The sequence below is a fragment of the Belliella pelovolcani genome (genome assembly GCF_900156785.1).
GTDB classification, from domain to species: Bacteria; Bacteroidota; Bacteroidia; order Cytophagales; family Cyclobacteriaceae; genus Belliella; species Belliella pelovolcani.
This window is the reverse complement of the sequence record NZ_FTOP01000003.1, coordinates 67,130-93,837: the sequence shown is the minus strand read 5'-3', so window position 1 is coordinate 93,837 and position 26,708 is coordinate 67,130. Positions and strand designations below refer to the sequence as shown.

25 protein-coding genes are annotated in these 26,708 nt (G+C 39.9%); 22 read left to right on the top strand and 3 right to left on the bottom strand.

Annotated elements, in window-relative coordinates; translation table 11 throughout:
• Positions 1 to 8 precede the first annotated feature (8 nt).
• The 3 genes from BW935_RS04460 to BW935_RS04450 all read right to left on the bottom strand — a co-directional run bounded on the left by BW935_RS04460 (position 9) and on the right by BW935_RS04450 (position 1,999).
• A complete protein-coding gene (locus BW935_RS04460; RefSeq protein ID WP_076498957.1) occupies positions 9 to 323 on the bottom strand; it encodes a nucleotidyltransferase domain-containing protein in 315 nt (104 codons plus the stop codon).
• The gene (locus BW935_RS04455) at positions 320 to 718 is read right to left on the bottom strand and encodes a nucleotidyltransferase substrate binding protein (RefSeq protein ID WP_076498955.1); all 399 of its coding nucleotides are present in this window, start codon (positions 716 to 718) and stop codon (positions 320 to 322) included. Before BW935_RS04455 ends, BW935_RS04460 begins: the two co-directional genes overlap by 4 nt.
• A gap of 147 nt (positions 719 to 865) precedes the next feature.
• On the bottom strand, positions 866 to 1,999 hold the full coding sequence (locus BW935_RS04450) for a hypothetical protein (RefSeq protein ID WP_076498953.1): 1,134 nt from the start codon (positions 1,997 to 1,999) through the stop codon (positions 866 to 868).
• Positions 2,000 to 2,229: 230 nt separating this feature from the next.
• Here BW935_RS04450 and BW935_RS04445 point away from each other — a divergent pair, with 230 nt between their 5' ends.
• From BW935_RS04445 to BW935_RS04340, 22 genes are all read left to right on the top strand, one after another.
• Entirely contained in the window at positions 2,230 to 4,344 is a 2,115-nt protein-coding gene (locus tag BW935_RS04445; protein WP_076498952.1) for a ribonucleoside triphosphate reductase, read from the top strand.
• Positions 4,334 to 4,504 carry an anaerobic ribonucleoside-triphosphate reductase gene (gene nrdD, locus BW935_RS18760; RefSeq protein WP_076498950.1) on the top strand — a complete coding sequence of 57 codons (171 nt, stop codon included), beginning with the start codon at positions 4,334 to 4,336 and terminating at the stop codon, positions 4,502 to 4,504. The genes BW935_RS04445 and nrdD overlap by 11 nt, the downstream gene beginning before the upstream one ends.
• Positions 4,505 to 4,509: 5 nt before the next feature.
• Complete coding sequence (locus BW935_RS04435) at positions 4,510 to 5,187, top strand: anaerobic ribonucleoside-triphosphate reductase activating protein (RefSeq protein ID WP_076498949.1); 678 nt, start codon at positions 4,510 to 4,512, stop codon at positions 5,185 to 5,187.
• 326 nt (positions 5,188 to 5,513) lie between these two features.
• Complete coding sequence (locus BW935_RS04430; RefSeq protein ID WP_076498947.1) at positions 5,514 to 6,041, top strand: REP-associated tyrosine transposase; 528 nt, start codon at positions 5,514 to 5,516, stop codon at positions 6,039 to 6,041.
• A 399-nt stretch (positions 6,042 to 6,440) separates the two neighbouring features.
• The gene (gene moaA / locus BW935_RS04425; RefSeq protein ID WP_076498946.1) at positions 6,441 to 7,421 is read left to right on the top strand and encodes a GTP 3',8-cyclase MoaA; all 981 of its coding nucleotides are present in this window, start codon (positions 6,441 to 6,443) and stop codon (positions 7,419 to 7,421) included.
• 412 nt (positions 7,422 to 7,833) lie between these two features.
• Positions 7,834 to 9,009, top strand: coding sequence for a molybdopterin molybdotransferase MoeA (locus BW935_RS04420; protein ID WP_076498944.1), 1,176 nt, complete (start codon positions 7,834 to 7,836; stop codon positions 9,007 to 9,009).
• The gene (locus tag BW935_RS04415) at positions 9,009 to 9,746 is read left to right on the top strand and encodes a sulfite exporter TauE/SafE family protein (protein ID WP_245802636.1); all 738 of its coding nucleotides are present in this window, start codon (positions 9,009 to 9,011) and stop codon (positions 9,744 to 9,746) included. The genes BW935_RS04420 and BW935_RS04415 overlap by 1 nt, the downstream gene beginning before the upstream one ends.
• 35 nt (positions 9,747 to 9,781) lie before the next feature.
• Positions 9,782 to 10,009: a MoaD/ThiS family protein gene (locus BW935_RS04410; protein ID WP_009034400.1), complete on the top strand. Its 228-nt coding sequence runs from the start codon at positions 9,782 to 9,784 to the stop codon at positions 10,007 to 10,009.
• Between the two features lie 3 nt (positions 10,010 to 10,012).
• On the top strand, positions 10,013 to 11,092 hold the full coding sequence (locus BW935_RS04405) for a HesA/MoeB/ThiF family protein (protein WP_076498943.1): 1,080 nt from the start codon (positions 10,013 to 10,015) through the stop codon (positions 11,090 to 11,092).
• 439 nt (positions 11,093 to 11,531) lie between these two features.
• Positions 11,532 to 11,978, top strand: a complete 447-nt coding sequence (locus BW935_RS04400) for a molybdenum cofactor biosynthesis protein MoaE (protein WP_076498941.1) — start codon at positions 11,532 to 11,534, stop codon at positions 11,976 to 11,978.
• 319 nt (positions 11,979 to 12,297) lie between these two features.
• Positions 12,298 to 13,212 carry a bifunctional molybdenum cofactor biosynthesis protein MoaC/MoaB gene (gene moaCB, locus BW935_RS04395; protein WP_076498940.1) on the top strand — a complete coding sequence of 305 codons (915 nt, stop codon included), beginning with the start codon at positions 12,298 to 12,300 and terminating at the stop codon, positions 13,210 to 13,212.
• Between the two features lie 209 nt (positions 13,213 to 13,421).
• Positions 13,422 to 14,054, top strand: a complete 633-nt coding sequence (locus BW935_RS04390) for a nitroreductase family protein (protein WP_076499439.1) — start codon at positions 13,422 to 13,424, stop codon at positions 14,052 to 14,054.
• 252 nt (positions 14,055 to 14,306) lie between these two features.
• Positions 14,307 to 17,441: a PAS domain S-box protein gene (locus BW935_RS04385; protein ID WP_076498938.1), complete on the top strand. Its 3,135-nt coding sequence runs from the start codon at positions 14,307 to 14,309 to the stop codon at positions 17,439 to 17,441.
• 193 nt (positions 17,442 to 17,634) lie between these two features.
• Positions 17,635 to 18,066, top strand: coding sequence for an RrF2 family transcriptional regulator (locus BW935_RS04380; protein WP_076498936.1), 432 nt, complete (start codon positions 17,635 to 17,637; stop codon positions 18,064 to 18,066).
• Between the two features lie 53 nt (positions 18,067 to 18,119).
• Positions 18,120 to 18,842 (top strand): iron-sulfur cluster repair di-iron protein, encoded by a 723-nt coding sequence (gene ric, locus BW935_RS04375; protein WP_084565804.1) that lies wholly within the window; start codon positions 18,120 to 18,122, stop codon positions 18,840 to 18,842.
• A gap of 27 nt (positions 18,843 to 18,869) precedes the next feature.
• Positions 18,870 to 20,672: a c-type cytochrome gene (locus tag BW935_RS04370; protein ID WP_245802635.1), complete on the top strand. Its 1,803-nt coding sequence runs from the start codon at positions 18,870 to 18,872 to the stop codon at positions 20,670 to 20,672.
• Positions 20,673 to 20,695: 23 nt separating this feature from the next.
• Positions 20,696 to 22,648 (top strand): Sec-dependent nitrous-oxide reductase, encoded by a 1,953-nt coding sequence (gene nosZ, locus BW935_RS04365; RefSeq protein ID WP_076499435.1) that lies wholly within the window; start codon positions 20,696 to 20,698, stop codon positions 22,646 to 22,648.
• A 45-nt stretch (positions 22,649 to 22,693) separates the two neighbouring features.
• Entirely contained in the window at positions 22,694 to 23,302 is a 609-nt protein-coding gene (locus tag BW935_RS04360) for a hypothetical protein (RefSeq protein WP_076498933.1), read from the top strand.
• Positions 23,303 to 23,344: 42 nt separating this feature from the next.
• On the top strand, positions 23,345 to 23,779 hold the full coding sequence (locus tag BW935_RS04355; protein ID WP_076498931.1) for a nitrous oxide reductase accessory protein NosL: 435 nt from the start codon (positions 23,345 to 23,347) through the stop codon (positions 23,777 to 23,779).
• 93 nt (positions 23,780 to 23,872) lie between these two features.
• The gene (locus tag BW935_RS04350; RefSeq protein ID WP_076498929.1) at positions 23,873 to 25,096 is read left to right on the top strand and encodes a nitrous oxide reductase family maturation protein NosD; all 1,224 of its coding nucleotides are present in this window, start codon (positions 23,873 to 23,875) and stop codon (positions 25,094 to 25,096) included.
• Entirely contained in the window at positions 25,083 to 25,826 is a 744-nt protein-coding gene (locus BW935_RS04345) for an ABC transporter ATP-binding protein (RefSeq protein ID WP_076498927.1), read from the top strand. Before BW935_RS04350 ends, BW935_RS04345 begins: the two co-directional genes overlap by 14 nt.
• Positions 25,819 to 26,586, top strand: coding sequence for an ABC transporter permease subunit (locus BW935_RS04340; protein ID WP_076498926.1), 768 nt, complete (start codon positions 25,819 to 25,821; stop codon positions 26,584 to 26,586). The genes BW935_RS04345 and BW935_RS04340 overlap by 8 nt, the downstream gene beginning before the upstream one ends.
• Positions 26,587 to 26,708: the final 122 nt, after the last annotated feature.

The following is a 26,708-nucleotide window of genomic DNA, read 5'->3' as shown; positions in this document are numbered from 1 at the left end:
TAACAGGATTAGACTTTTTCTTTGAGCCTGTAAAAGACCTTCCCTACTCTATTGATATGTTCAATCAGTGAAGGTGATTTTAGTTTGTGAAAAATAGAAATATCAAAAAGATAAGGAGTATTTAGCTCATCAATTTCCTGCGAAATCATCGAAAGTAAGTCTTCTTTTAAGCGCTCTCCCTTTAAAGTAATATCAATATCCGATCCTTCTCTGTAGTTTCCCTTGGCTCTTGAACCATAAATCACCACCTCCTCTACTTCAGGAAATTTTTCAAACACTTTTTGAATTTTTTCAATCGTTTTATGATCTAAACCAAACTTCATAACAATGATTTCATTTTTTCCTCAAACGCTTCAAATAGCACAAAGTAATCTTCAACTACTTTCTTAAACTCTACAATCAATACGTCTTGATTGTATGTATGTACTATTTTATTTCTACTTTCAATCATGTCCATCCAAATTTGTCCTTTTTGAATTAATCCAATATTAAATGCTTCTCTAGTGGCACTTCTGGAACCAGTAATATTTTGAATCCCTTCAAATTCAAGGTAATCCTTCATCACTTTCCAGGCTAACTCATGCGTAAATTCAAAACGTTGTAATATCCCTTCTTTGATAATATCAATTGGGTTCACTCCATTGTCTTCAATCGCAGACTTTAATTGACCAAAAGCCTTTTGATAGTTTTCAAACCGCTGTTTCCACCTGATGTCCATTTTGTCTTTCAAATTGAATGCTATATAAATGATTGATTCCAGTGAAGATAAATATATCTTTTTTAAAATGGGTTTTTACTTTCTTAAAATTTAGGGAAAGCACTCTATTAAAATTCCTATGATTGTTTCTCAAAAGGCAAATGAATTTCAAGACTGTTCTGTGACTTTATTCTCTGTGTTTTTAATTTGAACACGAACAGAAGTATTGATTCTTTGATAAAATTTAGAATACGTGATCTTAGTAAGGACAATTAGCGCCATCAAAGCAAAAATGATTAAAATTGACCACCCATTAGCCACACCAAACCACAATCTCCAATCTGATAATTTCAATAGACTACTCCCTATCCTACCTATTAGCGTCAATTGAAAGATCAGCCAAGCGGGCCATAGGATTGGGTGATAGGGTTTTTCTTTGATATTCATGATCATGGGAAAGATGACTGGCGCATGTGCCCAAATCATAGAAAATGTAAACCCCAGAAAAAAAGTATGTAAGTAAAGGTCATAAAACAAAGGGTGCATTTCCATAAAACAAAGCACCAAACCATTTACAACCAGCCACAAATAACCTACCCTTAAACCTATTCCTATATACTTGAACTGTCGCTCTTTTTTCGAAGCGACTTTTGCCATATCAAAATGCAATAACCAGAAAGCAATGAATATCACTGAACCTCCCATAAGCCAATTACCAATCCCATGAAAAGGAAGCCACATGCCTATAAAATTTAACCCCAACAACACATATAAAACTTTCTTTGCATAAGACGGTGTAGGCAAAAACTTACTCAATTCTAACCGCTCTCCAACAATGGTAAACAACAAAAACCCCATCCACCAAGGAACTGCTGCTGGAATAAACCCAGTATAAATCATCGTGAAATTCCCCAAAAACCAAGAAATAGCACCTATAGACATGATATATTGATAAGGTTGGGGATGTCTGATACTCTGCAGGTAAATGATGATCACCAAACCAATACTGGCTCCAAGTAATAAAACCTGGCCAAAAGTGCTCCACCCCGGCAACAACAAAACCGGGATGGAAACACCACTTAAAAAAGCAACAAACAACCAAAGTCTATTTTTCATCACCATCGCTCTCTCCAGCGTAATCAAGGTTCCTAAAAAACCTCCAACCATCAATACACCATGCTGAGCTGCAGTTCCCGAAATATTCCAGTCTAAAAAGCCTAACCTCACAAAACCACCTGAAATGCCAAGTAACAGCCCTGACAAAACCAATGGAAATACATAAAGTGGCTTCAAGAGTCTCATATTAAGTCGGATAATTTTATCCGTTTTTATTTGATAAGAAAGAAGAGCATAGCTCCCCTAGTTTCTGAAGACAAATATATCAACTTTTCCATTAAAAGATAATTTTATCTTTTATTAGTTTTTCATGATATATCTCAACTCAAAACATGACCATTTCTATTTCTGAAGCATACTATTGGCTCTACCTTGAAAAAGTTTTGTGAACTTAAACTATCAAATCAACCCAGCTTATGAATCAATTTGTCATCAAAAGAAACGGGGAATACGCCCCATTTGAACCTTTCAAAATAGAAGATGCCCTGATGAAGGCATTTCAGAGTGTGCATCAACCCTATCATTCCCTCACTTTTAAAAGAGTCCTCGAGCATTTAGAATACAAAACGACCTGGGCAGTAGAGGAGATCCAGGATATCATCGAAAAGGAACTGTATGCATTCGGGTATTTTGATGTCATGCGCTCCTTTATGCTCTACAGGCATACGCGCAAATTGCAAAGGGAACATGTGGCCGGACTCAATGAAGACACAACCTACGTGGACAGCACGCAGACTATTGAAGAATATATCCATCAAACCGACTGGCGCATCAATGCCAACGCCAATACATCCTACTCCAATGCCGGGTTGGTCAATAACGTGGCAGGAAAAATCATTGCCAATTACTGGCTCGACAAGGTTTATAGCAAGGAAGAAGGCTATGCGCACCGCAATGGAGACATTCATATACATGACCTGGATTGTCTGACCGGATATTGTGCAGGTTGGAGCCTGAGGGTTTTGCTCAATGAAGGTTTCAATGGTGTAAGAGGCAGGGTTGAAAGCCGGCCTCCCTCCCACTTCAGAGAGGCACTTGGTCAAATGGCCAATTTCCTTGGAATCCTGCAAAGCGAATGGGCAGGTGCACAGGCATTCAGTTCCTTTGATACTTATTTGGCACCCTATGTCTTCAAAGACCAACTTTCCCAAAAAGATGTAGAAAAAGCCATCCGCTCCTTTGTCTACAACCTCAATGTCCCTGCCCGATGGGGACAGTCTCCTTTTACCAATATTACTTTGGATTGGGTAGTTCCTGAGGACTTAAAAGATCAGATCCCCACTAAAAATGACATTCATTTGTTCAAATTTATCCAAGATGAAAAACTACTGGAAATCGCCAAAATCAGAGGTGTAAACAGCTTGGAAGATTTGAGCTATAAGTATTTTCAAAAGGAAATGAACATGATCAACAAGGCCTACTACTCTGTAATGACAGAAGGTGATGCCAATGGTCAGCCCTTTACTTTTCCCATTCCTACTGTCAACATCACGGAGGACTTTGATTGGTATGGTGAAAATACGGATATGTTGTTCGAAAATACTGCTAAGATCGGCTCTTCATATTTCCAAAACTTCATAGGAAGTCAATACACCTTTGATGAATCAGGTAATAGGGTTGAAAACCCAAATGCTTATAAACCCAATGCTGTGCGCAGCATGTGTTGCAGACTGCAACTGGATCTTCGCGAACTTCTGAAAAGAGGAAATGGACTTTTTGGTTCGGCAGAGATGACCGGAAGCATTGGAGTAGTCACCATCAATATGGCAAGGTTAGGCTATATCTACAAAGGTAACTTGGAGGGACTCTATCAAAGGTTGGATCATCTTTTGGAAATAGCCAAATCTACCTTGGAGAAGAAGCGACAATTTATCCAAGAAATGTATGACAGAGGTCTTTTCCCTTATACCAAAAGGTACCTTCCCCATTTCCGAAACCACTTCAGCACCATCGGTGTCAATGGCATCAATGAAATGATCCTCAACTTCACTGATGGTGTGGATGACCTCACTTTTGACTCAGGACAAAAATTGGCGGCAGATATCCTGGAATATATCCGGGAGAAGATGAAAGTCTATCAGGAGGCGACAGGTAACCTTTACAACCTTGAAGCCACTCCTGCCGAAGGCACTACCTACAGGTTTGCGAAGGAAGACAAAAAACGCTTTGATGATATCATTCAGGCTGGAATGAAGGAAAACATCTACTATACCAATTCCTCGCAGATTCCTGTAGATCATACCGATGATCCATTCGAGGCATTGATGCTACAGGATGATCTCCAATGCAAGTACACCGGAGGCACGGTACTCCACCTGTACATGCGGGAAAAAATATCTTCAGCAGAGGCTTGCCGAAACTTGGTCAAAAAAGTACTCTCCAATTTTAAACTACCATACATAACTATCACCCCGGTATTCAGCATCTGCCCAGTACATGGATATCTGAACGGTGAACATGAATTCTGTCCAAAATGCGATGACATCCTATTAGATAATTTAAACCAAAATCAATATAATCATGCAAACTGAAATCAAAGAACGCCAAACCAAAAACCTACTTTCCCAACATGAAGACAAAAGGACGAAATGTCTGGTATATACCCGGGTCATGGGCTACCATAGGCCAGTAGAAAGTTTTAACGTTGGCAAAAAAGGGGAACACAAACAGAGAACCCATTTCAAAGAATAAACTTAATGGTCAAAAAGCCAATTTACAGTATCACTCCATTTACGCTGCTGGATTATCCTGATCATACAGCCTGCATTCTTTGGTTTGCAGGCTGTAATATGCGTTGTGGCTATTGCTACAATCCTGAAATCGTCAAAGGAAAAGGAAAGGTCGGTTTCGATGAAGTGCTTAGCTTTTTAGAAAAAAGGAAAAACCTGCTTGATGGTGTTGTCTTCAGCGGCGGGGAGTGCACGATGCACCAAGACCTACCCTACTATGCCTCGGAAGTAAAGCGCCTTGGAATGAAAGTCAAAATAGATACCAATGGAAGCCACCCTCACGTACTTGAAGATTTGTTTTATGAAAGATTGGTGGATTATGTCGCACTGGATTTCAAAGCTTTGCCGGAAGATTTTGAAAGCATCACCCACTCTGATTTTTTTGAGCAGTTTAGAGAAAGTCTGGAAGTATTGAAAGGCCACAATGTTCCCTTTGAAATAAGGACAACCGTCCATTCAGAATTGATCAACGCAGAAAAGGTTTCGAAAATGGCTAGTTTCCTTCATCACCAAGGCTACAAGGGAAAATATTATTTACAACACTTCGTAGACGAAAAAGAAACAATCAAGACCTTACCTCAAAGCAAAAAGCCAAACCTAGTAATTACAGATTATCCCGAACTTGAATTAGTCTGGCGAAACTAAGATTTTTCCCTTGCCACAGAAGCACTGAAGATTTGGAGAAAATTCGAAATAAATAAACTTTGCTCCTCGAAATTTGCAATTTCGAGGACAGATAAAAGGAATTTCTAATTCCATTCTACCCTAAACCGGAAAAGAGGATTTGAAATCCTCTTTATCTAGGTTCGAGATTGCAAATCCCGAATAGCACGCTCATCGAAATTTGCAATTTCGAGGACAGGTAAAAAGAATTTCTAATTCCATTTCCACTCTTATCCAAATAAACATTTTAATCTCTCCCTAATTTTTATTAATTTGAATAGATTAGTATCACTTTAAATTTTTCGATTATGGCTTTTTCATATACTGTCAAAGATCAATTTGCAATGCACTATGTCACATTCACCGTTCACCAGTGGGTGGATGTTTTTACCAGGGAGGAATACATTGACATTTTAATCAAAAGCATCCAATATTGTCAAAAAAATAAATGCTTAAAAGTTTACTGTTGGGTAATTATGACCAACCATTGTCACTTATTACTAGGCAGTGATAAAATACCATTAAGTGATATCATCAGAGATTTAAGAAAATTCACTTCAAAAGCGATTTATAAGGCAATAGAAAACAATCCAAGGGAAAGTAGAAAGCGCTGGCTCTTGTGGTTGCTCAAGAAAGGTGAAAATATTTGGTTTTGGGAGCACGGCTACCATGGTGAGGAAATTTATTCAAAAGATTTTTTAGAATCCAAAATACGATATATCCACATGAATCCTGTGAGAGCAGGAATAGTTGAAAAAGAAGAGGAGTATATCAACAGCAGTTGTGGTGAATTTTATGGTTTAAGAAAAAGTAAGATTGAATTAAGTCCTTTATAACCCCTGCTCCCCTGCTCCTCGAAATTTGCAATTTCGAGGACAGATAAAAGGAATTTTTAATTCCGTTCTACCCTGTCCTGGATAAAAGGATTGCAAATCCATTTTATCTGAAGTTCGGGATTGCAAATCCCGAAAAGCTGGCAATTTCGAGGACAGATAAAAGGAATTTCTAATTCCATTTTACCCTAAACCGGAAATAAGGATTTCAAATCCTCTTTATCTAGGTTCGGGATTGTAAATCCCGAACAGCCAAAATCCCGAAAAGCTGGAAAACAGCTAAAAAAAAGATTTCAAAAAGTCTGACAGTATTTAATTACCACTAATGTATTTTCCGTTTTTTAGGGAACAATTCAAAAAGTCTTTACCTTGTTTAAGCAAATTTGAATTAAAATCATTTCAATGCTTCAAGACCAGTTTCAACGCAAGCACGATTACCTTAGAATATCCCTGACAGACAGTTGCAATTTCCGCTGTAGCTATTGCATGCCTGAAGAGGATATTCAGAGCATGCCTAATGCGCACCTGATGCAGCCGGATGAAATTGAAGCAATCGCAAAAAAGTTTGTGGAACTTGGGGTAAAAAAAATCCGACTTACCGGAGGTGAACCTTTGGTAAGAAAGGAGTTTACTGACATCATCCATTCCCTTTCCAAACTCCCCGTTGAACTTACCTTGACCAGCAATGGTGTTTTGATTGACAAACACCTTGAATCACTCAAAGCCGCCGATATCAGAAAGGTCAATATAAGCCTTGATACGCTCAATAAGGAAACTTTTTACAAACTCACCAAAAGAGATCAATTCGAAAAGGTCTGGGAAAACATCAACCTTTTACTGGAAAACAACTTCCGTGTGAAAATCAATGTGGTTGCATTGAACGGTATCATTGAAAAGGAATTGTTGGGCTTTGTTCAGCTTACCGAAAACCTTCCTTTACATGTCCGTTTTATAGAATTCATGCCTTTTGCAGGCAACTTATGGAACAAGGATAAGGTACTCACAGCAGCCAAAATGCTGGAAATGGTCAAAGAGAGATTCATTGTCAGCAAACTCAAAGATGCTCCAAATGATACCGCAAAAGCTTTTCAGGCGGCTGGGCATTTGGGGACTTTTGCCTTTATCACTACCATGAGCGAGCATTTCTGCGGTACCTGCAATAGGATGCGGATTACAGCAGATGGTAAAATGAAGAATTGCCTTTTCGGAAAAGAAGAGATGGATATTTTAGGGGCTTTGAGGGAAGGCAAAGACATTGAACCCTTGATTAGACTATCAGTTTGGAACAAGTATGCAGCCCTTGGGGGACAGTTTTCTCAGGACTACACCAAAGCAGAGGCCGATAAAATCGAAAACCGGAGTATGATTAAGATTGGGGGATAAAAAGGATATTAATCGATATTAGTGGATATTGATGGATATTTTGAGGGGAAGTTTGTTTTTGAAATATGGTAGAAATACAATTGAAATATTTAGAAATAGATGTTCTACGAAACAAATGAATTTAATGGATACTGGTGGATACTATTGGATATTTTGTGGAAAGTTGATTTTGGACCATGATGGAAATAAGATTGAAAAGATATAATTCTAACCTCTAATCCTACTTAGTCAGGTTAAAAATGACAAGAAAAACCCACCAGGTTTCTTTTTAAAATGATAAAAAATAAACCTGTTTTGGCTTATAAACCTGGCAGGTTTGACCTAATCAGCTAATTTGGCAAAGTAAGAATAATCAGTCAAAGAAGTCCCAAAAAGAAAAAATAGAAGAAGCCCATTTTAGTGAAAAACAAATATGATCTCAGTCAGTCAGGCTAAAGCAATACTCCAAAAACATATTCCTCCAAGGAAATCTAAACTTGTACCTATCGAAAAAGCAATCGGTTTGATCTGTGCAACAGATATCAACTCCCCTATGCACGTCCCTTCTTTTGACAATTCGGCCATGGATGGCTATGCCATTGCATGGGAAGAGGGAAAAACCTCTTGGGAATTGGAAGGGGAAATTGCAGCTGGTGCCAAAGACATTCCAAACCTTTCCTCTGGAAAGGCCATAAGGATCTTCACTGGAGCTCCGATGCCTGCTGGTGCAGATACCGTGATCCAACAGGAATGGATAACTGCGGAGGACGGCGCAATATCTCTGCAATCTGGAGAAATTATCAAAGGCATGCATGTGCGAAAAAAAGGTGCCCAAACCCAATCCGGTGACATAATCATGCAAGCTGGAACTGCAATCACTCCTGGCGGTATAGGCCTATTGGCTTCTGTGGGAATCCAACACGTTTCCGTAGTGGCTCCTCCATCCGTCGGCATCATCATCACAGGAAATGAAATCAAAGAAGTGGGGCAACCTTTGGAAAATGGCGAAATCTACAACGCCAACGGCCCTCTGCTAACCACTTACCTTCAACAGGCAGGCATAGAAGCTATTGAATGTATTCGCGTAGAGGACAATCCTGACATGGTCCGGCAAGCTATTAATAAGGCATTGGCCATCCATGATTTGATCTTGCTCTCTGGAGGGATCTCAGTCGGAGATTATGACTTTGTCAAAGAAGGATTAGAGCAGGCGGGTGTCCAAGAACTTTTTTACAAAATCAAACAGAAACCAGGAAAACCACTTTATGCCGGCATTAAGGATAAGCAAATGGTTTTTGCTTTACCCGGCAATCCAGCCTCAGTAATCACCTGTTTCAACCAATACGTCAAACCTTCCATCAGACAATGGATGGGGAAAAAACCGGGCTGGGAACCATCTCTTTGGCTTCCATTAAATAGCCCAATGAAAAAGAACCCCAACCTCACTTTTTTCCTAAAAATCAAAACCCACTCCGAAGAAGTGGAAATACTACAAGGTCAGGAATCTTTTAACCTAATTGCATTTTCAATAGCCGATGGTTTCGCAGAGATTCCTGAAGGTATTGAAGAGATGGAAAAAGGAGAAAAAGTTGGCGTGTATCTCTGGTAATGATGGAAGCATATTGGTGGTTACTCTACATTCTGATGCCGAGCGTGGCATTTTTATACGCAGCAGTAGGTCATGGCGGTGCAAGCAGCTACCTGATGTTTCTGGCCTTGTTCAATTTTGCCCCGGAACAAATCCGTCCTACCGCTTTGATTCTGAACATTGTCGTTTCACTAATGGCTTTTTTGGCCTTTAGGGGAACTGTGAAATTCCCCACCAAACTCTTTTTATCCATCATCATCTTTTCAGTTCCTGCCGCTTTTTTTGGGGGAAGGATTTTGGTTGATGCGGGCTTATACAAGCAGATTTTGGGAGTATTATTATTCTTTCCGATACTGCGGTTTTTGAATGTTTTCCCGAAATCTACAGCACCTAAAATCTCAGAAAACTGGATTTTAGCAGGTATTCTTGGCCTAGGGATTGGCTTCGTTTCAGGCTTGATCGGTATAGGTGGCGGAATCATCCTCTCCCCAATCTTGCTGCTTTTGGGCTGGACAGATATGAAAGAAACTGCCGCCGTCAGTGCTTTATTTATCTTTTTCAATTCCATTTCAGGTTTATTGGGAACCAACGCATTTGCTATTTCATTCGACCCTCAATTATGGGTTTTGATGCCCCTGACCATAGCTGGAGGAGCCTTGGGAGCATACTTCGGGGCAAAAAAATTTAATTACCAAGGAGTGAAATATACGTTGACTGTCGTATTACTAATAGCCGCTGTAAAATTAATTTGGGGTTAAGAATTTGTAGTATATTTAAATAAAATTAAAAATCAATGAAACTATTAGCCTTCGGAAAAATAGCAGAGATCATTGGAAAGCAGGAGATAGAAATTGAGAATTTTCCAAATACGGATATCCTAGTGGGCTATTTGCAGCAACAATACCCCGCATTGAAAGACCTTAAATTCAGCATTGCCATAGATAAAAAACAAGTCAACGGAAATGTAAGCATAACCACAGGTGCTGAGGTAGCTTTGCTGCCACCATTCTCCGGAGGGTGATCCATGGATAGATTTGAAAGACAATATATACTACCTGGCTTTGGTCCCGCATCACAGCAAAAACTCAGAAAAACTTCAGTTCTGATCATAGGTGCCGGCGGTTTGGGTTGTCCGGCCTTGCTTTACCTCAGCGCAGCAGGAATCGGAAAAATCGGCATCATAGATGGAGATTTGGTTTCACTTTCCAACCTTAACAGACAGGTCCTGTTCGGAAAAGAAGATCTCGGAAAAAACAAAGCTGAATCTGCTGCCGAAATCATTCAGAAAAAGTACGATGACATAGAGGTAGAAGCTATCCCATATTTCCTGACGAAAGAAAACATTCTGGGCATCATCCAAAACTACGACCTGATCTTAGATGGCTCGGACAATTTCCCCACGCGGTATTTGGTCAATGATGCTTGCCTGATCGCTGGCAAACCTTTGGTTTTCGGAGCCATCTATCAGCACGAGGGACAAGTAGCTATTTTCAATGCCAAGGGACGCCATTCTATCAATTACCGGGACCTCTACCCCATACCACCATCAGCTCGTGAAGTACCCAACTGCAATGAAACAGGCGTATTAGGTGTGCTACCAGGGATCATCGGAACGTGGATGGCTGCAGAATGTATCAAATACCTGACTGGATATGGGGACTCGCTTGAAGACAAAATGCTCTTCTATGACCTGCTCAACCACAACTCCTATCAGGTTCAACTTGCCAAAAATCCAGACAGGGAACAAAACAGACCAAAAAACCATTCCGAACTCCAAACAATGGACTATCAGGACTTCTGTGGCTTGAGTGCACAAACGGATTGGGAGGTTGCTTTGAGCTTATTGAGAAACACCAATCAGTCCGTATTGGTGGATGTTCGGGAACTTGGAGAACAACCGGAACTGGTCGATATTGACCACATCCAGATTGCTTTGGCTGACTTACCCAATTCCAGAAGTCAGCTAGCATCCTTTCAGAACATCCTCCTTTTCTGTCAATCAGGTAGCAGAAGCCTGAAAGCCGTTGACATGCTCAAAAGTCAATTTCCTGATAAAAATATTCAATCTGTTGAGGGGGGAATTTTAAGGTACCTTTTTGATTGAAATAAGATATTGATTGATATTAGATACTAATGGATATTATGACACAGAAATATGCTTTGCGAGATAATTAGAAATATGCCTTCGGCGAAATATTTTCAACCCAGAGTTTTAGCGCAAACCAGAAGATACAATTGATTCAGGATATTGAAGAAAGGATATTTGTGGATATTGGATATTAGTGGATAGTGAAATATACCTTCGGCGAAATCGGAGTGAAATGGAGATCCCGAGAGCGAATTGATTCGGGATATAGTTGAAATAGAATGGAAATATGCTTCGAAAAACCTGAATGAAACATGAAGACAAACCCTATTTCAACAATATTTCTATAATATTTCCACCATATTTCTATCATATTTCTATCAAAAACAAGCCCCAAAGAGCCAAAACCAATATTACCTTAGTGTCTTAGCGCCTTTGTGGCCTAAATAAAAAAACCATGGAAAAGAAAAGAACACCAAAAAACATATTTGTAGAAGGAGCGATCTCTCCTGATAAAATCGCGAAATCCATCGCCAATCATAGCACAAAAACAAATATTGGCGGACATAGCATCTTTCTCGGACAGGTAAGAGCTGATGAAAAAGAAGAGGGCTCAGTAGTGGCCATCGAATACACGGCCTATGAAGACATGGCTTTGCAACAGTCCTTCGAAATCCGTGAAGCCATCTTTGCCAAATATCCATTGACCTGCATGCATATTTACCATAGCTTGGGCGAGGTCAAAACAGGAGAAATCTGCCTCTTTGTCTTTACTTCCTCCAAACATCGGAAAGCCGCCATCGATGCCTGTGAAGAACTCGTCGAGCGCATCAAAAAAGAGTTGCCCATCTGGGGAAAAGAAATTCTGGATAATGAAAAATCTGAGTGGAAGGTGAATACTTGAAAATTAGATATTGATTGATATTTGATACTAATGGATATTGGTTTCGACGCAAAACCTAAAACTCAAGATAAAACCTAAAACTCAAGATACTGAAGCATCATGTCAAATTCGTCTTATAAGATATTTGGATATTATTTGATTTTTGTTTCTGAGCATCGGATAACCCTAAATATTAAAGTTACTGATATAGGTGTTTTGAGTTAAATTTGGGGATAACATACTTATTTCATGCTAACCTAATATCCCAATATCGCAACAGCTAATATCCATCAATATCTAACCCTTTTCCCTACTTACTTCATATAAAGCTAAAAATACAATGATCAACATCACCCATAAATCCACCACCCTTAGAAAAGCCATAGCACAGGCCATTGTTAAAGTGAGTTCGGAAGAAACCATCGCTGCTGTGGTCAATAAAATAGTGCCCAAGGGAGATGTATTTGAAATGGCCAAGGTGGCTGGACTTTTTGCTGCCAAGCGTACTGCTGACATGATTCCGGATTGCCATCCTCTTCCTGTGGAGTTCACTTCCGTGAATTACGAAATCAAAGGTTTGGAGATTTATGTCTTGGTAGAAATCCACACCATCTACAAAACAGGCGTGGAGGTGGAAGCTATGCATGCTGCATCTGTGGTGGCCCTGACCATGTATGACATGCTCAAACCCATAGACAAAAACATCAGCATAGAGCAGATCAAATTGATCGAGAAAAAAGGGGGAAAAACAGATTATGCCAAAGACAAGGAGCAAAACCTCAAAGCCGCTGTAATTGTCTGTTCGGACAGCATAGCTTCAGGGCAAAAGGAAGACAGGGCAGGCAAGGTAATTATCCAAAAATTAGAAGCTTCAAAAGTCAGCATTGAAGATTATTCCATCATCCCTGACGAAAAAGAAAAGATCCAAAGCAAGCTCAGAGGATTTGTTGAGGCAGGCATGGACATGGTCATCTTTTCAGGAGGTACAGGACTTTCACCGAAAGATGTAACCCCTGAGGCCATCAGACCGCTGATAGAGCGAGAAGTACCCGGTATAGAAGAGGCTATCCGCAGCTATGGACAAGCCCGTATGCCCTACTCCATGCTCTCCAGGTCTGTTGCTGGCTTGATCGGCAATACCCTCGTACTAGCCCTTCCAGGATCAACCAAAGGCGCCGAAGAATCTATGGACGCTATTTTTCCAGCGGTTTTACATCTATTCAAAGTTTTGGAAGGGCCGAAGTATAGGCATTGAAAACTCTGGTTTATGATTTCAATTTGATTTAATGTGGCTTATCCAAAGTTCAGATTTACCAAAGTCAGTCAGAATTTTTAACCAAACTTTGGAAAAGCTCTCAATCAAATGATAGTCTTATTAAAATAATTTTGATGCTAGTATTTTTTGAAACTCTGAACTATTCAATCCTATTATATGTATATACATCAGTTAACAAGACAAACAAAATGAGTACAACGATAAAAAGTTTGAATTGGCGCTATGCAGCCAAAAGAATGAATGGGCAGCAAGTTCCTGCTGAAAAACTTGAAAACATCTTAGAATCTATCAGATTGACCGCTACTTCTAATGGCTTACAACCATTCACGGTATTGGTCATTGAAGACAAGGAGACTAAAGAAAAGCTTTTCAAGTCTGCTGTAAAGCAACCGCAGGTGGTAGAAGGGTCTCACCTACTGGTCTTTGCTGCTTGGAAAAAAATTACTCCTGAGCAGATTGATACTTATTTCGACCTTGTATATGAAGAAAGAGGTATGGAAAGAGGAGCTCTTGATCAATATGCCAACTTTCTAAAGGAACATTTTGCCAAACAGTCGGAGACTGAGATTTTCAATTGGGCGTCAAAACAGGCTTACATCGCATTGGGAACCGCTTTGGTGTCGGCTGCTGAGGAAAAAGTTGATAGCACACCAATGGAAGGTTTCAATCCTGCCGAAGTGGATGAAGTTTTAGGACTTGCAGCAAAAGGTTTAGGTGCTTCGTCTCTTTTAGCCTTAGGCTACAGAGACGACCATACTGATCACTTAGTGAATGCCAAGAAAGTTAGAAGACCAAAAGACAAGTTATTTGTAAAAATCTAAACTTAAATCCCAGTTTAATGCTGGGATTTTTTTATTTTCTAGCAGATCATTTCATCTACTAAAAATAAAGCTATTGAAAACATTTATACCATTAAATCTAGCATTGGTAATCATTAATTTTCAGGTTGTAAAGTAAATTCAAGTAATAAAAAAACATTCGATTATTTTACCGAAATTGGAGAAGAGTAATTTCAATCACCCTCTGATACTCAATTCTAAAATTGTAAAACTTATCACCAAATGTTTTCCCGCATGAAAGACGAGAGTGCCGTCAAAATGAGGTTAGCTTACCTTGAACCCATCGAGATACTTTATACCCTTCCAGAAAAAGAATATGACGCTATCACCCAATTGGCTGCATTTATCTGCGGAACCCCCATTAGTTTGATTACCTTATTGGATGACAAAAATCAATTTTTCAAGTCACATCATGGACTAAACATTTCAGAAATTCCATTAGAGTATTCAATTTGTAATCAAGCTATTCAGCATTCGGATCAGCCTTTTATTGTCCAAGATTTACATGCAGATGAAAGTTTCAAAGATAACCCTCTGATCAACCAAGATCCGAAAATTTCTTTTTATGCTGGTATACCATTAATCACTCCAAGCGGGACCTCCTTAGGAACACTATGTGTGATGGATCACAACCCAAGGAGTTTATCAGAAGCACAGATTGAAGCACTATTAAAATTAAGAGATCAAGTCATCACGCTTTTGGAGTTAAGGCACCTTAGTTTTGCAGGAAACAAGCAAATCCAAGAATTAGAAGTTGCAAAAGATAGAAATAGGAAACTGATTGAAAATACGGATGGAATTTTTTGGGAAGCAGACGCACAGACTTTTGAGTTTTATTATGTAAGCCCTCAAGCAGAAAAATTCATAGGATATACAGCAGAGGAGTGGTTGAATACACCCAATTTTTGGCAAGATCATATTCATCCAGATGATAGAACATATGCTATCAATACCTGTCATACGGAAACTACACGGCTTCAAGACCATACCTTTGACTATAGAATGAGAACCAAATCTGGCGAATACATTTGGATGCAAGACAAGGTAAAGGTATATGCCAAAGATGGCAAACCACATAGAATTACAGGATTATTGATTGATATCAACGCTTCAAAAAAAATAGAAAAAGCACTCGCCGCAAGTGAAAAAAAATTCCGTGCTATTGTACAAGATGGCGGAGACATGATTACTATCTTGGATACTGATGGTAACTTTACCTATATCAGTTCCACCGCATTCAATATATTGGGATGGGTTCCTGATGAAATGTTAGGTGAAAACTGCTTTGATTTAATCCATCCTGAAGATTTGACATTGGTGCTAGAAGAATTCAAACAACTTCAAAAATCCAAAAGAATTGAACTTACACCATACAGGTTCAAAGATAATCTTGGTCGATGGAGATGGATAGAAACCATAGCAACCAACTTCCTAGATGAAGAAGGAATCAAAGGCATTTTGACAAACTCAAGAGATATTAACAAGCAACAGGAATTTCAGCAAAAGCTTGAAAGCAGTGAGGCGCGCTACCGCTTATTCTTCGAATCCCAAAGCAATTACATTATCAAAACAGACCTTGAAGGAAGATATACCTACGTCAATAAAAAATTCATAGAGGAGTTTGGTTGGATCCATAATTATAATTTTGAAGGAAGATATTCGCTAGAATCAATATGTGATTATCATCACGAAAAAGTGATTGAAATTGTTAGTAAATGCATGGAAGAACCTGGAAGGGTTTATAAATTTGAAGTTGATAAACCTGCCAAAAAAGCTGGAGAGGTAGTAACAACGCTGTGGGACTTTGTATGCCTTACAGATGAAGATGGCAACCCTACCGAGATCCAATGCTCTGGGATCAACATCAATGACAGGATCAAGGCTGAAAGACAGGTAAAAGAAATCAACGAACGCTTTGAATTACTCAATGAAGCAAGTTCTGAGGTGATTTATGAGTCTAATCCCATAACTGGTGATTTTTATTTGGGTAGAAATTTTGAGAGAATTTTTGGTCATAAATTAGATCATGAAAAAGAAGACAAAAATTGGTACAAAGAGCTGATTCACCCTGATGATAAGGATTTTGCAGTCAATTCTTTCAATCTAGCCTTAGAAAACCCAAAGACCGAAAAATGGTCTCATATCTACCGCATGCGCAATAAAGCTGGGGAATATTTATGGATAGAAGATTCTGCTGTTATCTTGAGAAACAAACAAGGTGAACCTGTCAGAGTAATTGGAACAATCAAAGATATTACTGAAATCGAAAGGATCAAGGAGCTACTTGACTCTGCTTCCAAACTTTCAAAAGTCGGTGGTTGGGAAATCAATATGATCAAAAATACGCTCAGCTGGACACCTACTACATGCGATATCTTTGGAGTTCCGCATGATTATAAACCAGACGTGGCAAAAGCCATCAACTTTTACAAAGAAGAATTTCGTGAAGAAATTTCCAGCTGTGTTGAAAACGCAATCGAGAAAAACCAAAGCTATGAAGTAGATTCCATCATCATCACCATGCAGGGAGAAGAAAAATGGATCAAATCAATAGGACAACCAGAATTTGTCAATGGTAAATGTGTGAGGGTCTATGGCAGTGTTCAGGATATTCATGATAAAAAACTCTCCGAGCAAAAGCTTCAGCAATTGAACCTGGAATTCCAAAAAAACATCAAAGACTTGGCCTTATCCAATCAGGAATTGGAACAGTTTGCTTATATCGCCTCACATGATTTGCAAGAACCTTTGAGAATGGTGAGCAGCTTCATGAGGCTCCTAGAAAAAAAATATAACCAAATACTAGATGAAAAAGGCAAACAGTATATTCATTTTGCTATAGATGGGGCTAATAGAATGAAACAGATCATTCTTGATCTATTAGAGTTTTCCAGAGTAGGTAGAGATAATGGTAATATGGAATATATTCCAGTGAAATCTATTATCGAAAAAGTGCTTGGACTGCAAGGTAAAAGAATCTTGGAACTTAACGCTAAGTTTGAAATAGGAGATCTTCCAGTAATCAAATCCTTTGAAACACCCATCAGACAAATCTTCCAAAACCTAATCGAAAACAGTCTCAAATATACTCGAAAGGGAGTAAAGCCTTCGATAAAAATTAAAGCAGAGGAACTCCCCAATTATTGGAAATTCTCAGTTGAGGACAATGGACTAGGAATACAGCAAGAGTATTTCGATAAGATTTTCATATTGTTTCAAAGGTTACATACCAAGGATGAATTCTCAGGTACAGGTATAGGTCTTGCTATTGTCAAGAAAAACGTTGACCTACTCGGAGGAGAGATATGGGTAGAGTCAGAAGTTGATAAAGGCACCACCTTTTTCTTCACCATCAAAAAACACCTCTAGTTAATAATCCTATATTTCAGCTTTTCAAATAACCATTACAAATTATATCTGTGGACGTATATTTTTTTCGCTGATGCTTACTTCAAAAAGCTGCTTCAACTTTCTTTTTGCTAAACTATATTGTAAAAAATATTTAAAGATATTTTTGTCTTTATTTAAATAAAGGATATATTTGTCCTGTATTAAAGAGGAGATGTTTTCAAAAGCCTGCAAATATGCCATCAACGCCATGATCTATGTGGCTACCCTTCCTGAGGGAGTACAGCGTGCGGGCTTGAAAGAGATCGCTCAGGCAATCAATTCACCAGAAGCATTCACAGCAAAAATACTTCAGCAACTCGTCAGGGATGAACTGCTGAATTCAGCCAAAGGCCCACACGGGGGATTTGAAATTCAAGGGGATCCAAATACCATTACTATTGCACAAATAGTAGGTAGCATAGATGGTAACCTGATCTTTACAGGGTGTGCACTAGGCTTAGAAAAATGCTCAGAAGATCACCCTTGCCCTGTTCACCACAAATTCAAGGCAGTGCGAGACCATCTGACAGGTATGATGTTGACTACCAATCTAAAAGACATAGCTACACGGGTCAATGATGGTATAAGCTTCCTGAAATATTAAAAAAATTTACAACAATAAAAGATAAAATAGTCTTCCATAAACCACAAAAAGAAATGATGAAGGAACTAGCAATTAGAAAAGTAGGCGGAATCGTCGCAGAAAACTTCAAAACAGCCAAGGTTTTCACACAATACGGAATAGACTTCTGCTGTAAAGGCGGAATCAGTGTGTCGGATGCTTGCGAGAAGAACGGTGTAGAACTATCCAGCATTCTTGCAGATTTGGAACAAATAGTCGTCCAACCCGAGGAGGTTCATTACAAGGATTTTGGATTAAGTCAACTGATAGACCATATCGTGACCAAGCATCATAGCTATGTAGAAGAGACTATCCCAGCATTAAAAATCTACCTCCCTAAACTCGCAGCTGTACATGGTGGTCGTCATCCAGAGCTTTTTGCTGTGGCACAGGAGTTTTTGCTAGCAGCTGATGCTTTGACTACTCACATGAAAAAAGAAGAGTTGGTCCTTTTCCCTTATATCAAAGCCATGGAAGAAGCCGATAGCAGCGGATTCAGTCTATCACAGGCTCATTTTGGACATATCAATAATCCTATAGCCATGATGGAGCACGAGCATGACACAGAAGGGGAGCGATTCAGAAAGATAGCAGCATTGACAGATGGATATACTTGTCCACCAGATGGCTGTCAGACTTACAAGGTAGCATTTGCCATGCTGAAAGAATTTGAAGAGGATCTACATACTCATATTCACTTGGAAAATAACATCCTCTTCCCCAAAGCTGTGAATTTATATCAAAAACTCAACGCTTAATCACCCATGAATACTGCCCTTAATCATATGGACAAATTGCAAATGCCTTCCATAGTATCCAAGTCTCTTCCCAAGACCTGGATGACTTGGGCAGTATTCTTTTTCTTTTGCGCTGCTATATTTGGTCTAGCCATGCGCTATTTCTTTATCGGAGAAGTACCATTTTTTGAGTACAAGCATCTCCTCCACGCACATTCTCATGTAGCACTACTGGGATGGGGCTACTTACTTGTGGCGGGCCTATTGACTTTCAGCTATGTCAGAAGCCCACATAGGCTTAATATCTACAAAAAAATATTAAGCCTGACCATCATAGCGAATTTAGGAATGATGCTGAGTTTTCCTTTTCAAGGCTACGGAGGATTTAGCATTGCATTTTCTACCATGCACCTTGTGATGAGCTATATTTTTGCTTATTTCTTCTTTCAGGATTTAAAAAAATCACCTTCTAATACCGCCAAAAACTTAATCAAACTCAGCCTCATCTGGATGCTAATTTCAAGCATAGGCCTTTGGGCTATTGCACCCATAGGAGCTACTTTAGGACGATTGCACCCACTTTATTTTATGTCTGTCCAGTGGTTCTTGCACTTTCAGTTGAATGGCTGGTTTGTTTACGCACTTCTTGGTTTACTCTTAGCTTATTTGGAAACCAAAGGCAACTTTGTAACCATTAGTCCAAAAATACTTCTTGCGCTACATTCATCACTCTTCCTAACCTATGCTCTTTCAGTGGCATGGAGTACGCCCATCACTGGTCTTTTGTACCTGAATGGGCTGGGGGTTATACTTCAAGTGATCGCTTATTTCATCATCTTGAAACCAATAATCAGACACCTGTACAACGTCTACACTTTTCCAAAAAGCTGGATCAATTCCATGCTATGGATAGGCATCATTAGCCTTCTAGCCAAAGCCTTGATTCAAGCAACTCTCATACTTCCAGATGTGGCTAACATTGCCTATACGATCAGAAATTATGTGATTGGATTTGTTCATTTGGTCATGCTTGGAGCCATTACTTTTGGCTTGGGAGCTTTGGCTTTGAAAAACAAATGGCTTAGCAATAGCTCATTGAGTAAAACAGCCTGGATATTACTTTCTATTGGGTTTATCTCTTCAGAATTACTCCTTCTAGGTCAAGGCACCTTACTCTGGGCAAAGTTGGGGTTTATTCCATATTATCATCTTTTAATCTTTGTCTCCTCTGCATTTTTCCCCATAGGGCTGAGCATGATGCTGATTGCTCAATGGACGTCATTTTCGCTCTTTCAGAAATCACCAAATTCAATTCATATCCAACAAAATCAACACAAATCTAAAAACACAGAAACTATGAAAAGTACAGTACTGATGTCATTTGGAATATTCGTAGTGCTCCTTATGGCAAGCTGCGGTGGAGGAAGTAATGAAAATAAAGGTTCATACACCCCTCCGAGCGCTCAAAAAGAAAAAATAGCTGATCCCAAAGGGATAGGAGAAATCAAAGAAGTAAATCTCGGCGAGGGAATCGATCAGGTATTGGCAGAAAAAGGAAAAGCCATCCTCGATATGAAATGTACAGCATGTCATCAATACGATGCCAAGCGAATAGTAGGTCCTGGTTTTGAAGGAGTCACCAATAGAAGAAGGCCTGAATGGATCATGAATATGATCACCAATGTGGATGTCATGCTGGATGAAGATCCTGTAGCGCAACAATTATTGGAAGAATGTCTAACCAGAATGCCTAATCAAAATATCTCTCTTGATGAATCTAGACAAATCCTCGAATACTTCAGAAAAAATGATAGAGAAAGAACTGGCGGCAGTGATGCAGCTCTAAACTGACTTATAAATTAAACCCAATGAAAATGAAGACAAGATTATGGTTATTGGCAGGAGCTATGGTGGCCATAGCATTTGCCCCTGGTTGCAAACCAAAAGGTGCTCAATCTGCCCTATCTGGTGATGCTGCCAGCAAAGTGTATGTAGCACCGGGAGAACATGACGAGTTTTACAATATCGTCTCCGGTGGCTTCAATGGACAAATGTCCGTCGTAGGCCTTCCTTCTGGAAGAGTATTGAAAATAGTACCCGTATTCTCTGTACACCCTGAAAATGGGTGGGGATTCTCAGAAGAATCCAAGCCAATGCTCAATACAGCTCATGGTTTTGTCCCTTGGGATGACTTACACCACATCGCCATCTCTACTACCAATGCAGAGCATGATGCAAGGTGGGCTTTTGGTAACGGAAATAACACCCCACGAATCGCTAGAGTGGATTTGACTACATTCAAAACAGTAGAAATCCTCGAGATCCCTAACTCAGCAGGTAATCACTCCTCTCCTTTTATCACAGAAAACACTGAATATGTGGTAGCTGGAACCCGATTCTCTGTCCCAACAGGTGACAATAGAGATGTACCTATAGAAACCTATAAAGAGAACTTCAAAGGCACGATCTCCTTCATTTCTGTAGACAAAGATCACGGAACGATGGACTTGGCATTTCAGCTTGAAGCGCCACCTTTCAACTTTGACTTAGCTCGAGCAGGAAAGAAAAAATCACATGGCTGGTTCTTCTTCTCTACTTACAACACTGAGATGGCCCATACACTTTTGGAAGTAAATGCTTCACAGAAGGACAAGGACTTCATTATGGCTGTAAATTGGAAAAAAGCAGAACAATACATCAAAGAAGGCAAAGGCAAAAAAACCAAAGCCAAGTATGCACACAATATTTGGGATGAAAATACCCACATGGCTACTTCCACCATCAAGGAAGACATTCTGACCTTGGATCCAAAAGAGCTGAAAGACATCATCTACTTTATCCCTTGTCCAAAATCTCCACACGGTACGGATACTGACCCAACTGGAGAATATATTATCGGCTCGGGAAAATTAGCTGCTATCATCCCTGTATTCTCTTTTACCAAAATGCTTAAAGCCATAGAAAACCAGGACTTTGAAGGTACTATTGATGGCATGCCAGTCTTGAAATACGAATCTGTACTGCACGGGGAAGTAGAAAAACCAGGTCTTGGCCCTCTTCACACGGAATTTGATGGAAGAGGCAATGCTTACACTTCCATGTTTGTGTCCTCAGAAGTTGTGAAATGGAACATCGAAACTCTTCAAGTACTGGACAGGGTTCCTACCTACTATTCCGTAGGTCACTTGATGATCCCAGGAGGCCCTACTGGAAAGCCACACGGAAAATATATGGTAGCCTACAACAAGATCACTAAAGATAGATACTTGCCTACAGGCCCTGAATTGGCTCACTCTGCTCAGCTATATGACATCTCAGGGGATAAAATGCAGCTGCTGCTTGACTTCCCAACTATAGGTGAGCCTCACTATGCAGAAGCCTTCCCAGCCTCCTTGATCAAAGACAAGCAGGTGAAGTTCTATCCTTTAGAAAAAAACAATCACCCAAGGGCTCTAAAAGGAATCAATAATGCAAGAGTAGAGCGTGAAGGAAACAAGGTTCATGTTTACATGACTACCATCAGGTCCAACTTCAGACCAGACAATATCGAAGGCGTCAGAGTTGGAGACGAAGTTTACTTCCACGTGACCAATTTGGAACAAGACTGGGATGTACCACACGGATTTGCAATCAAGGGCGCCAATACCGCTGAGCTTCTTGTGATGCCCGGCGAAACAGCCACGCTCAAGTGGGTACCTGACAGAGTTGGCATCTTCCCATTCTACTGTACTGACTTCTGCTCTGCACTGCACCAAGAAATGCAAGGGTACCTCCGCGTATCTCCAGCAGGAAGCAATCCCGAAATCAAATTCTATACAGGTGAATAAACCCAATACCACCGGCATTCCTGCCGGTGGTTTACCTCCATGGTTATGAAAAAAATAGATTCATCTAATCGCACATTGGTTTTGATCGCTGCATTGCTGATGATCACAGCATACTTCACTCCTCTTTGGCAAATCAGTCTATGGGCTCCCCAATATCCTGAGGGGCTAAATATGAAAATATGGATTGACAGGCTTAGCGGAGATGTAGATATCATCAATGGGGTCAACCATTACATTGGCATGAAGCATATCGGTGTGGAGATGTTTCCCGAGTTCACATACCTGATTTATGTATTCGCATTTATTATTGGATTTGGAGTTTTGGCTGCTTTGATCGCTAGAAGATGGGCAGTTTACACCTTCTTTTCCATGATTTCTTTACTAGGTGTAGGGGTATTGGTGGATATGTATCTATGGGGATATGACTACGGACACAATCTAGACCCAACTGCAGCCATCAAAGTCCCTGGTATGGCTTACCAGCCTCCACTGCTAGGATACAAAGAACTTTTAAACTTCCTCGCTTATTCTGGACCTGACACGGGTGGTTGGATCATCGCCTTCTCCGGCATACTCATGCTGATCGTGGTGAGCAGATGCTTCCTAGAAGACCGAAAAGCCAAACTGCAAAACCCATATATGAAGGTCCAATAAAAAAATTAACAGATTCCATTTACGCCACTAAATACCCAAACCATGAAAATGCAAATCTTAACACTTCTCTCAGTCATTTTCCTACTCTCTTGCAGTGCAGACCCCAGAGCTATCAATTATGGCGAAGATGTATGCCATCACTGCAAAATGAAACTCATGGATCCTCAATACGGTGCGGAAGTCGTGACGCAAAAAGGTAAAATTTTCATCTTCGATGATGTCAATTGCCTGATGACCTTCATGGAATCCGGTGAATTCAGCTCAGCAGAACTAAAACATATCCTAATCACTGACTACAATCAAGGTGAAACATTGACAGATGCAACTACTGCCTTTTACTTGAAATCTGAAAAATTCAAAACCCCAATGGCAAGCAATATTGTCGCTTTCTCAGACTACGAAACCCTCAAAAAATACAAAAAAGACCATGGTGGAGTCTACATGGCATGGGGTGAACTGCTGACACAATTTAAATGAATAGAAAGGATGAACTTAGGAGGTTGAATTATGAAGGATGAATTTTGATTCATATCTCTTGTCTCTCGTCTCGTATCTCTAAATATCAACATCATGAAAACACTACTCTTATGCTTATTCCTGCTTAGTAGCCCTGTCTTGGCAGGTACTGTGCTGCTAAAGCCTGGAGACTCTATCAAAGAGGCTGTTGCAAAAGCCCAGGAAGGTGACGTGATTATCTTGAGCGCTGGAGAATACAGCGAACACGAAATCATCATCCGCAAATCACTTACCATACAAGGTGAGGGAATGCCTACCATCAATGGAAAAGAACAAGGGGATATATTCATCGTTGCGGGAGAAAACATTCATTTCAAAAACTTGAGGATCATCAATACTGGAAAATCAAATATTGATGACTCTGCTGCGATCAAATTCTTTGACTCCCAACACTGTAGCGTTGAAGGCGTCGAACTTGACAATACTTTTTTTGGCTTGCATTTTTCCAATTCATCAAACCTCACCATAAAAAACAACAAGCTCATCTCTAGAGCCGAAAGAGAATATCAGACAGGTAATGGCATCCACCTTTGGAAATGCAAAGACTCCATGATTGAAGGTAACCATGTGGAAGGGCATCGTGATGGCATTTATTTGGAATTTGTCACCAATACCATCAGTCAGCACAATACTGTGGATGGAAACAAGCGATACGGCTTGCACTTTATGTTTTCCCATGACAACAGCTACATCAAAAACACCTTCCGTAAAAATGGAGCAGGCGTAGCTGTCATGTACACGCGAAATGTAGTCATGCGAGATAATGTATTCGAGGAAAATGAAGGCCCAAGTTCCTACGGCATTCTACTCAAAGACATCACAGACTCAGAAGTAGTAGGTAACATTTTCAGGAAAAACACTATCGGGATCTACATGGAAGGAAGTAGTCGGACCCTTTTCAAAAACAACGCATTTACCAGCAATGGCTGGGCGCTTAAATTGATGGCGAGCTGCGACAATAATACTTTTGAAGCAAATAACTTCATTGCAAACACCTTCGACATCAGTACCAATGGAAGCGTTGTTCTCAACACCCTCAAAGAAAACTACTGGGACAAATACGAAGGCTATGACTTAAACAAAGATAAAATCGGAGATGTACCATACAGACCCATCAGCTTGTTTTCAGTCATCGTAGAAAAAATCCCCTCGGCTGTCATTCTCTGGAGAAGTTTTATGGTGACGCTACTCGATAGAATGGAAAAAATCATTCCTGCCATCACACCAGAAAACATGATTGACAACAACCCTAAAATGAAACCTTATGATCTCAGTTAGAAATATATCGAAGAAATTCGGAAAGCTAGAAGTACTCCGTGAATTCAACTTGGAGTTTGAAGCAGGAAAAAGCTATGCATTGATGGGGCCTAATGGATCTGGCAAAACCACCTTGATCAAAATCATCCTCGGTATGGTCATTCCCAACAAAGGAGACATCATCGTACAGGGCGATTCCATCAAAAACAATTTCAAATACCGGTCTAATATTGGTTATATGCCTCAGATCGGCCGCTATCCTGATAATATGAAGATCGGACAACTCTTCAGAATGATGCAAGATATGCGCCCTGAGATCAAGGAATACGACTTGGAATTGATTGGGGCATTTGGACTAGATCAGATGATGGAAAAGCCTATGCATACCCTCAGCGGAGGAACAAGGCAAAAAGTCAGTGCAGCCTTGGCTTTTATGTTCGATGCAGACATCCTAATCCTAGATGAGCCTACGGCAGGACTTGATCCCATGGCAGTAGAAACACTTAAGAATAAAATCAAAAAAGAAAGAGACTCAGGAAAATTGATTCTGATCACTTCACATATATTGAGTGAGTTGGATGAATTGACAGATCAAGCCATTTACATCTATGAAGGAGATATTTTCTTCAACGACAGTGTGGACGCCCTCAAGGAAACAACTGGAGAAGATCGATTCACCACTGCTATTGCCAGATTGATGGAATGGAGTTTAAAAAAAAAGCAACCTAAAACTGAAATGAGCCATGTTTAAGCTACTCAAATATTCGCTATACGATATTCTCAAAAGTAGATTTGCTATACTCTACACCATCTTCATGGTTTTGGTGGCTGTATCCATCTACCAAGTATCAGAAGACCTGGCCAAGGTCTCATTGAGCTTGCTCAATATCATGCTGATGATCGTTCCCTTGATTGCTGCAGTATTTGCAACGACACACTTTTTCAATAACCTAGAGTTTACTGAGCTGATGTTGGCACAGCCTGTGAAAAGAAGAAATGTATTTCTAAGTCAAATCTTGGCTGTCATCATCATGCTAAGTGCTGCGATTCTGATCGGTTTCGGTATCCCAATGCTGCTATGGGGAGCCGATGAAAGCATCCTGATTCTACTAGCCATTGGAATAGCCCTTTCAATTGTGTTTGCTGGATTAGCTTTCCTAGCTTCTGTCTTGACACGGGACAAGGCCAAGGCAATCGGTATCAGCCTTTCATTTTGGATTTACTTTTCTTTGATTTATGATGGCTTTGTGCTCTATTTGATTTACAGCCTTTCAGATTATCCATTGGAAAAAACGACACTCAGTCTAGTCTTTCTCAATCCAGTAGATCTAGGCAGGATCATCATGCTGATGAAATTAGATATTTCAGCCTTGATGGGCTATACGGGAGCATTTTTCCAAAATTTCTTCGGCAGTGCCAAGGGAATGTTCTTATCGAGTAGCATCATGTTGCTTTGGATTTCATGGCCTATTGCCACAGCCATGCGGATATTCAAAAGAAAAGATTTCTAATCCCAAAATCCATTTCCCTAATCAGCACCATAAAGAGATTTGCTACTTAGTCACTTCAAAAGTATATTTGTAATTGAATCATTTCAAATCCTAGCGTGTTTTGCTTTTGATTTGAGATAAAT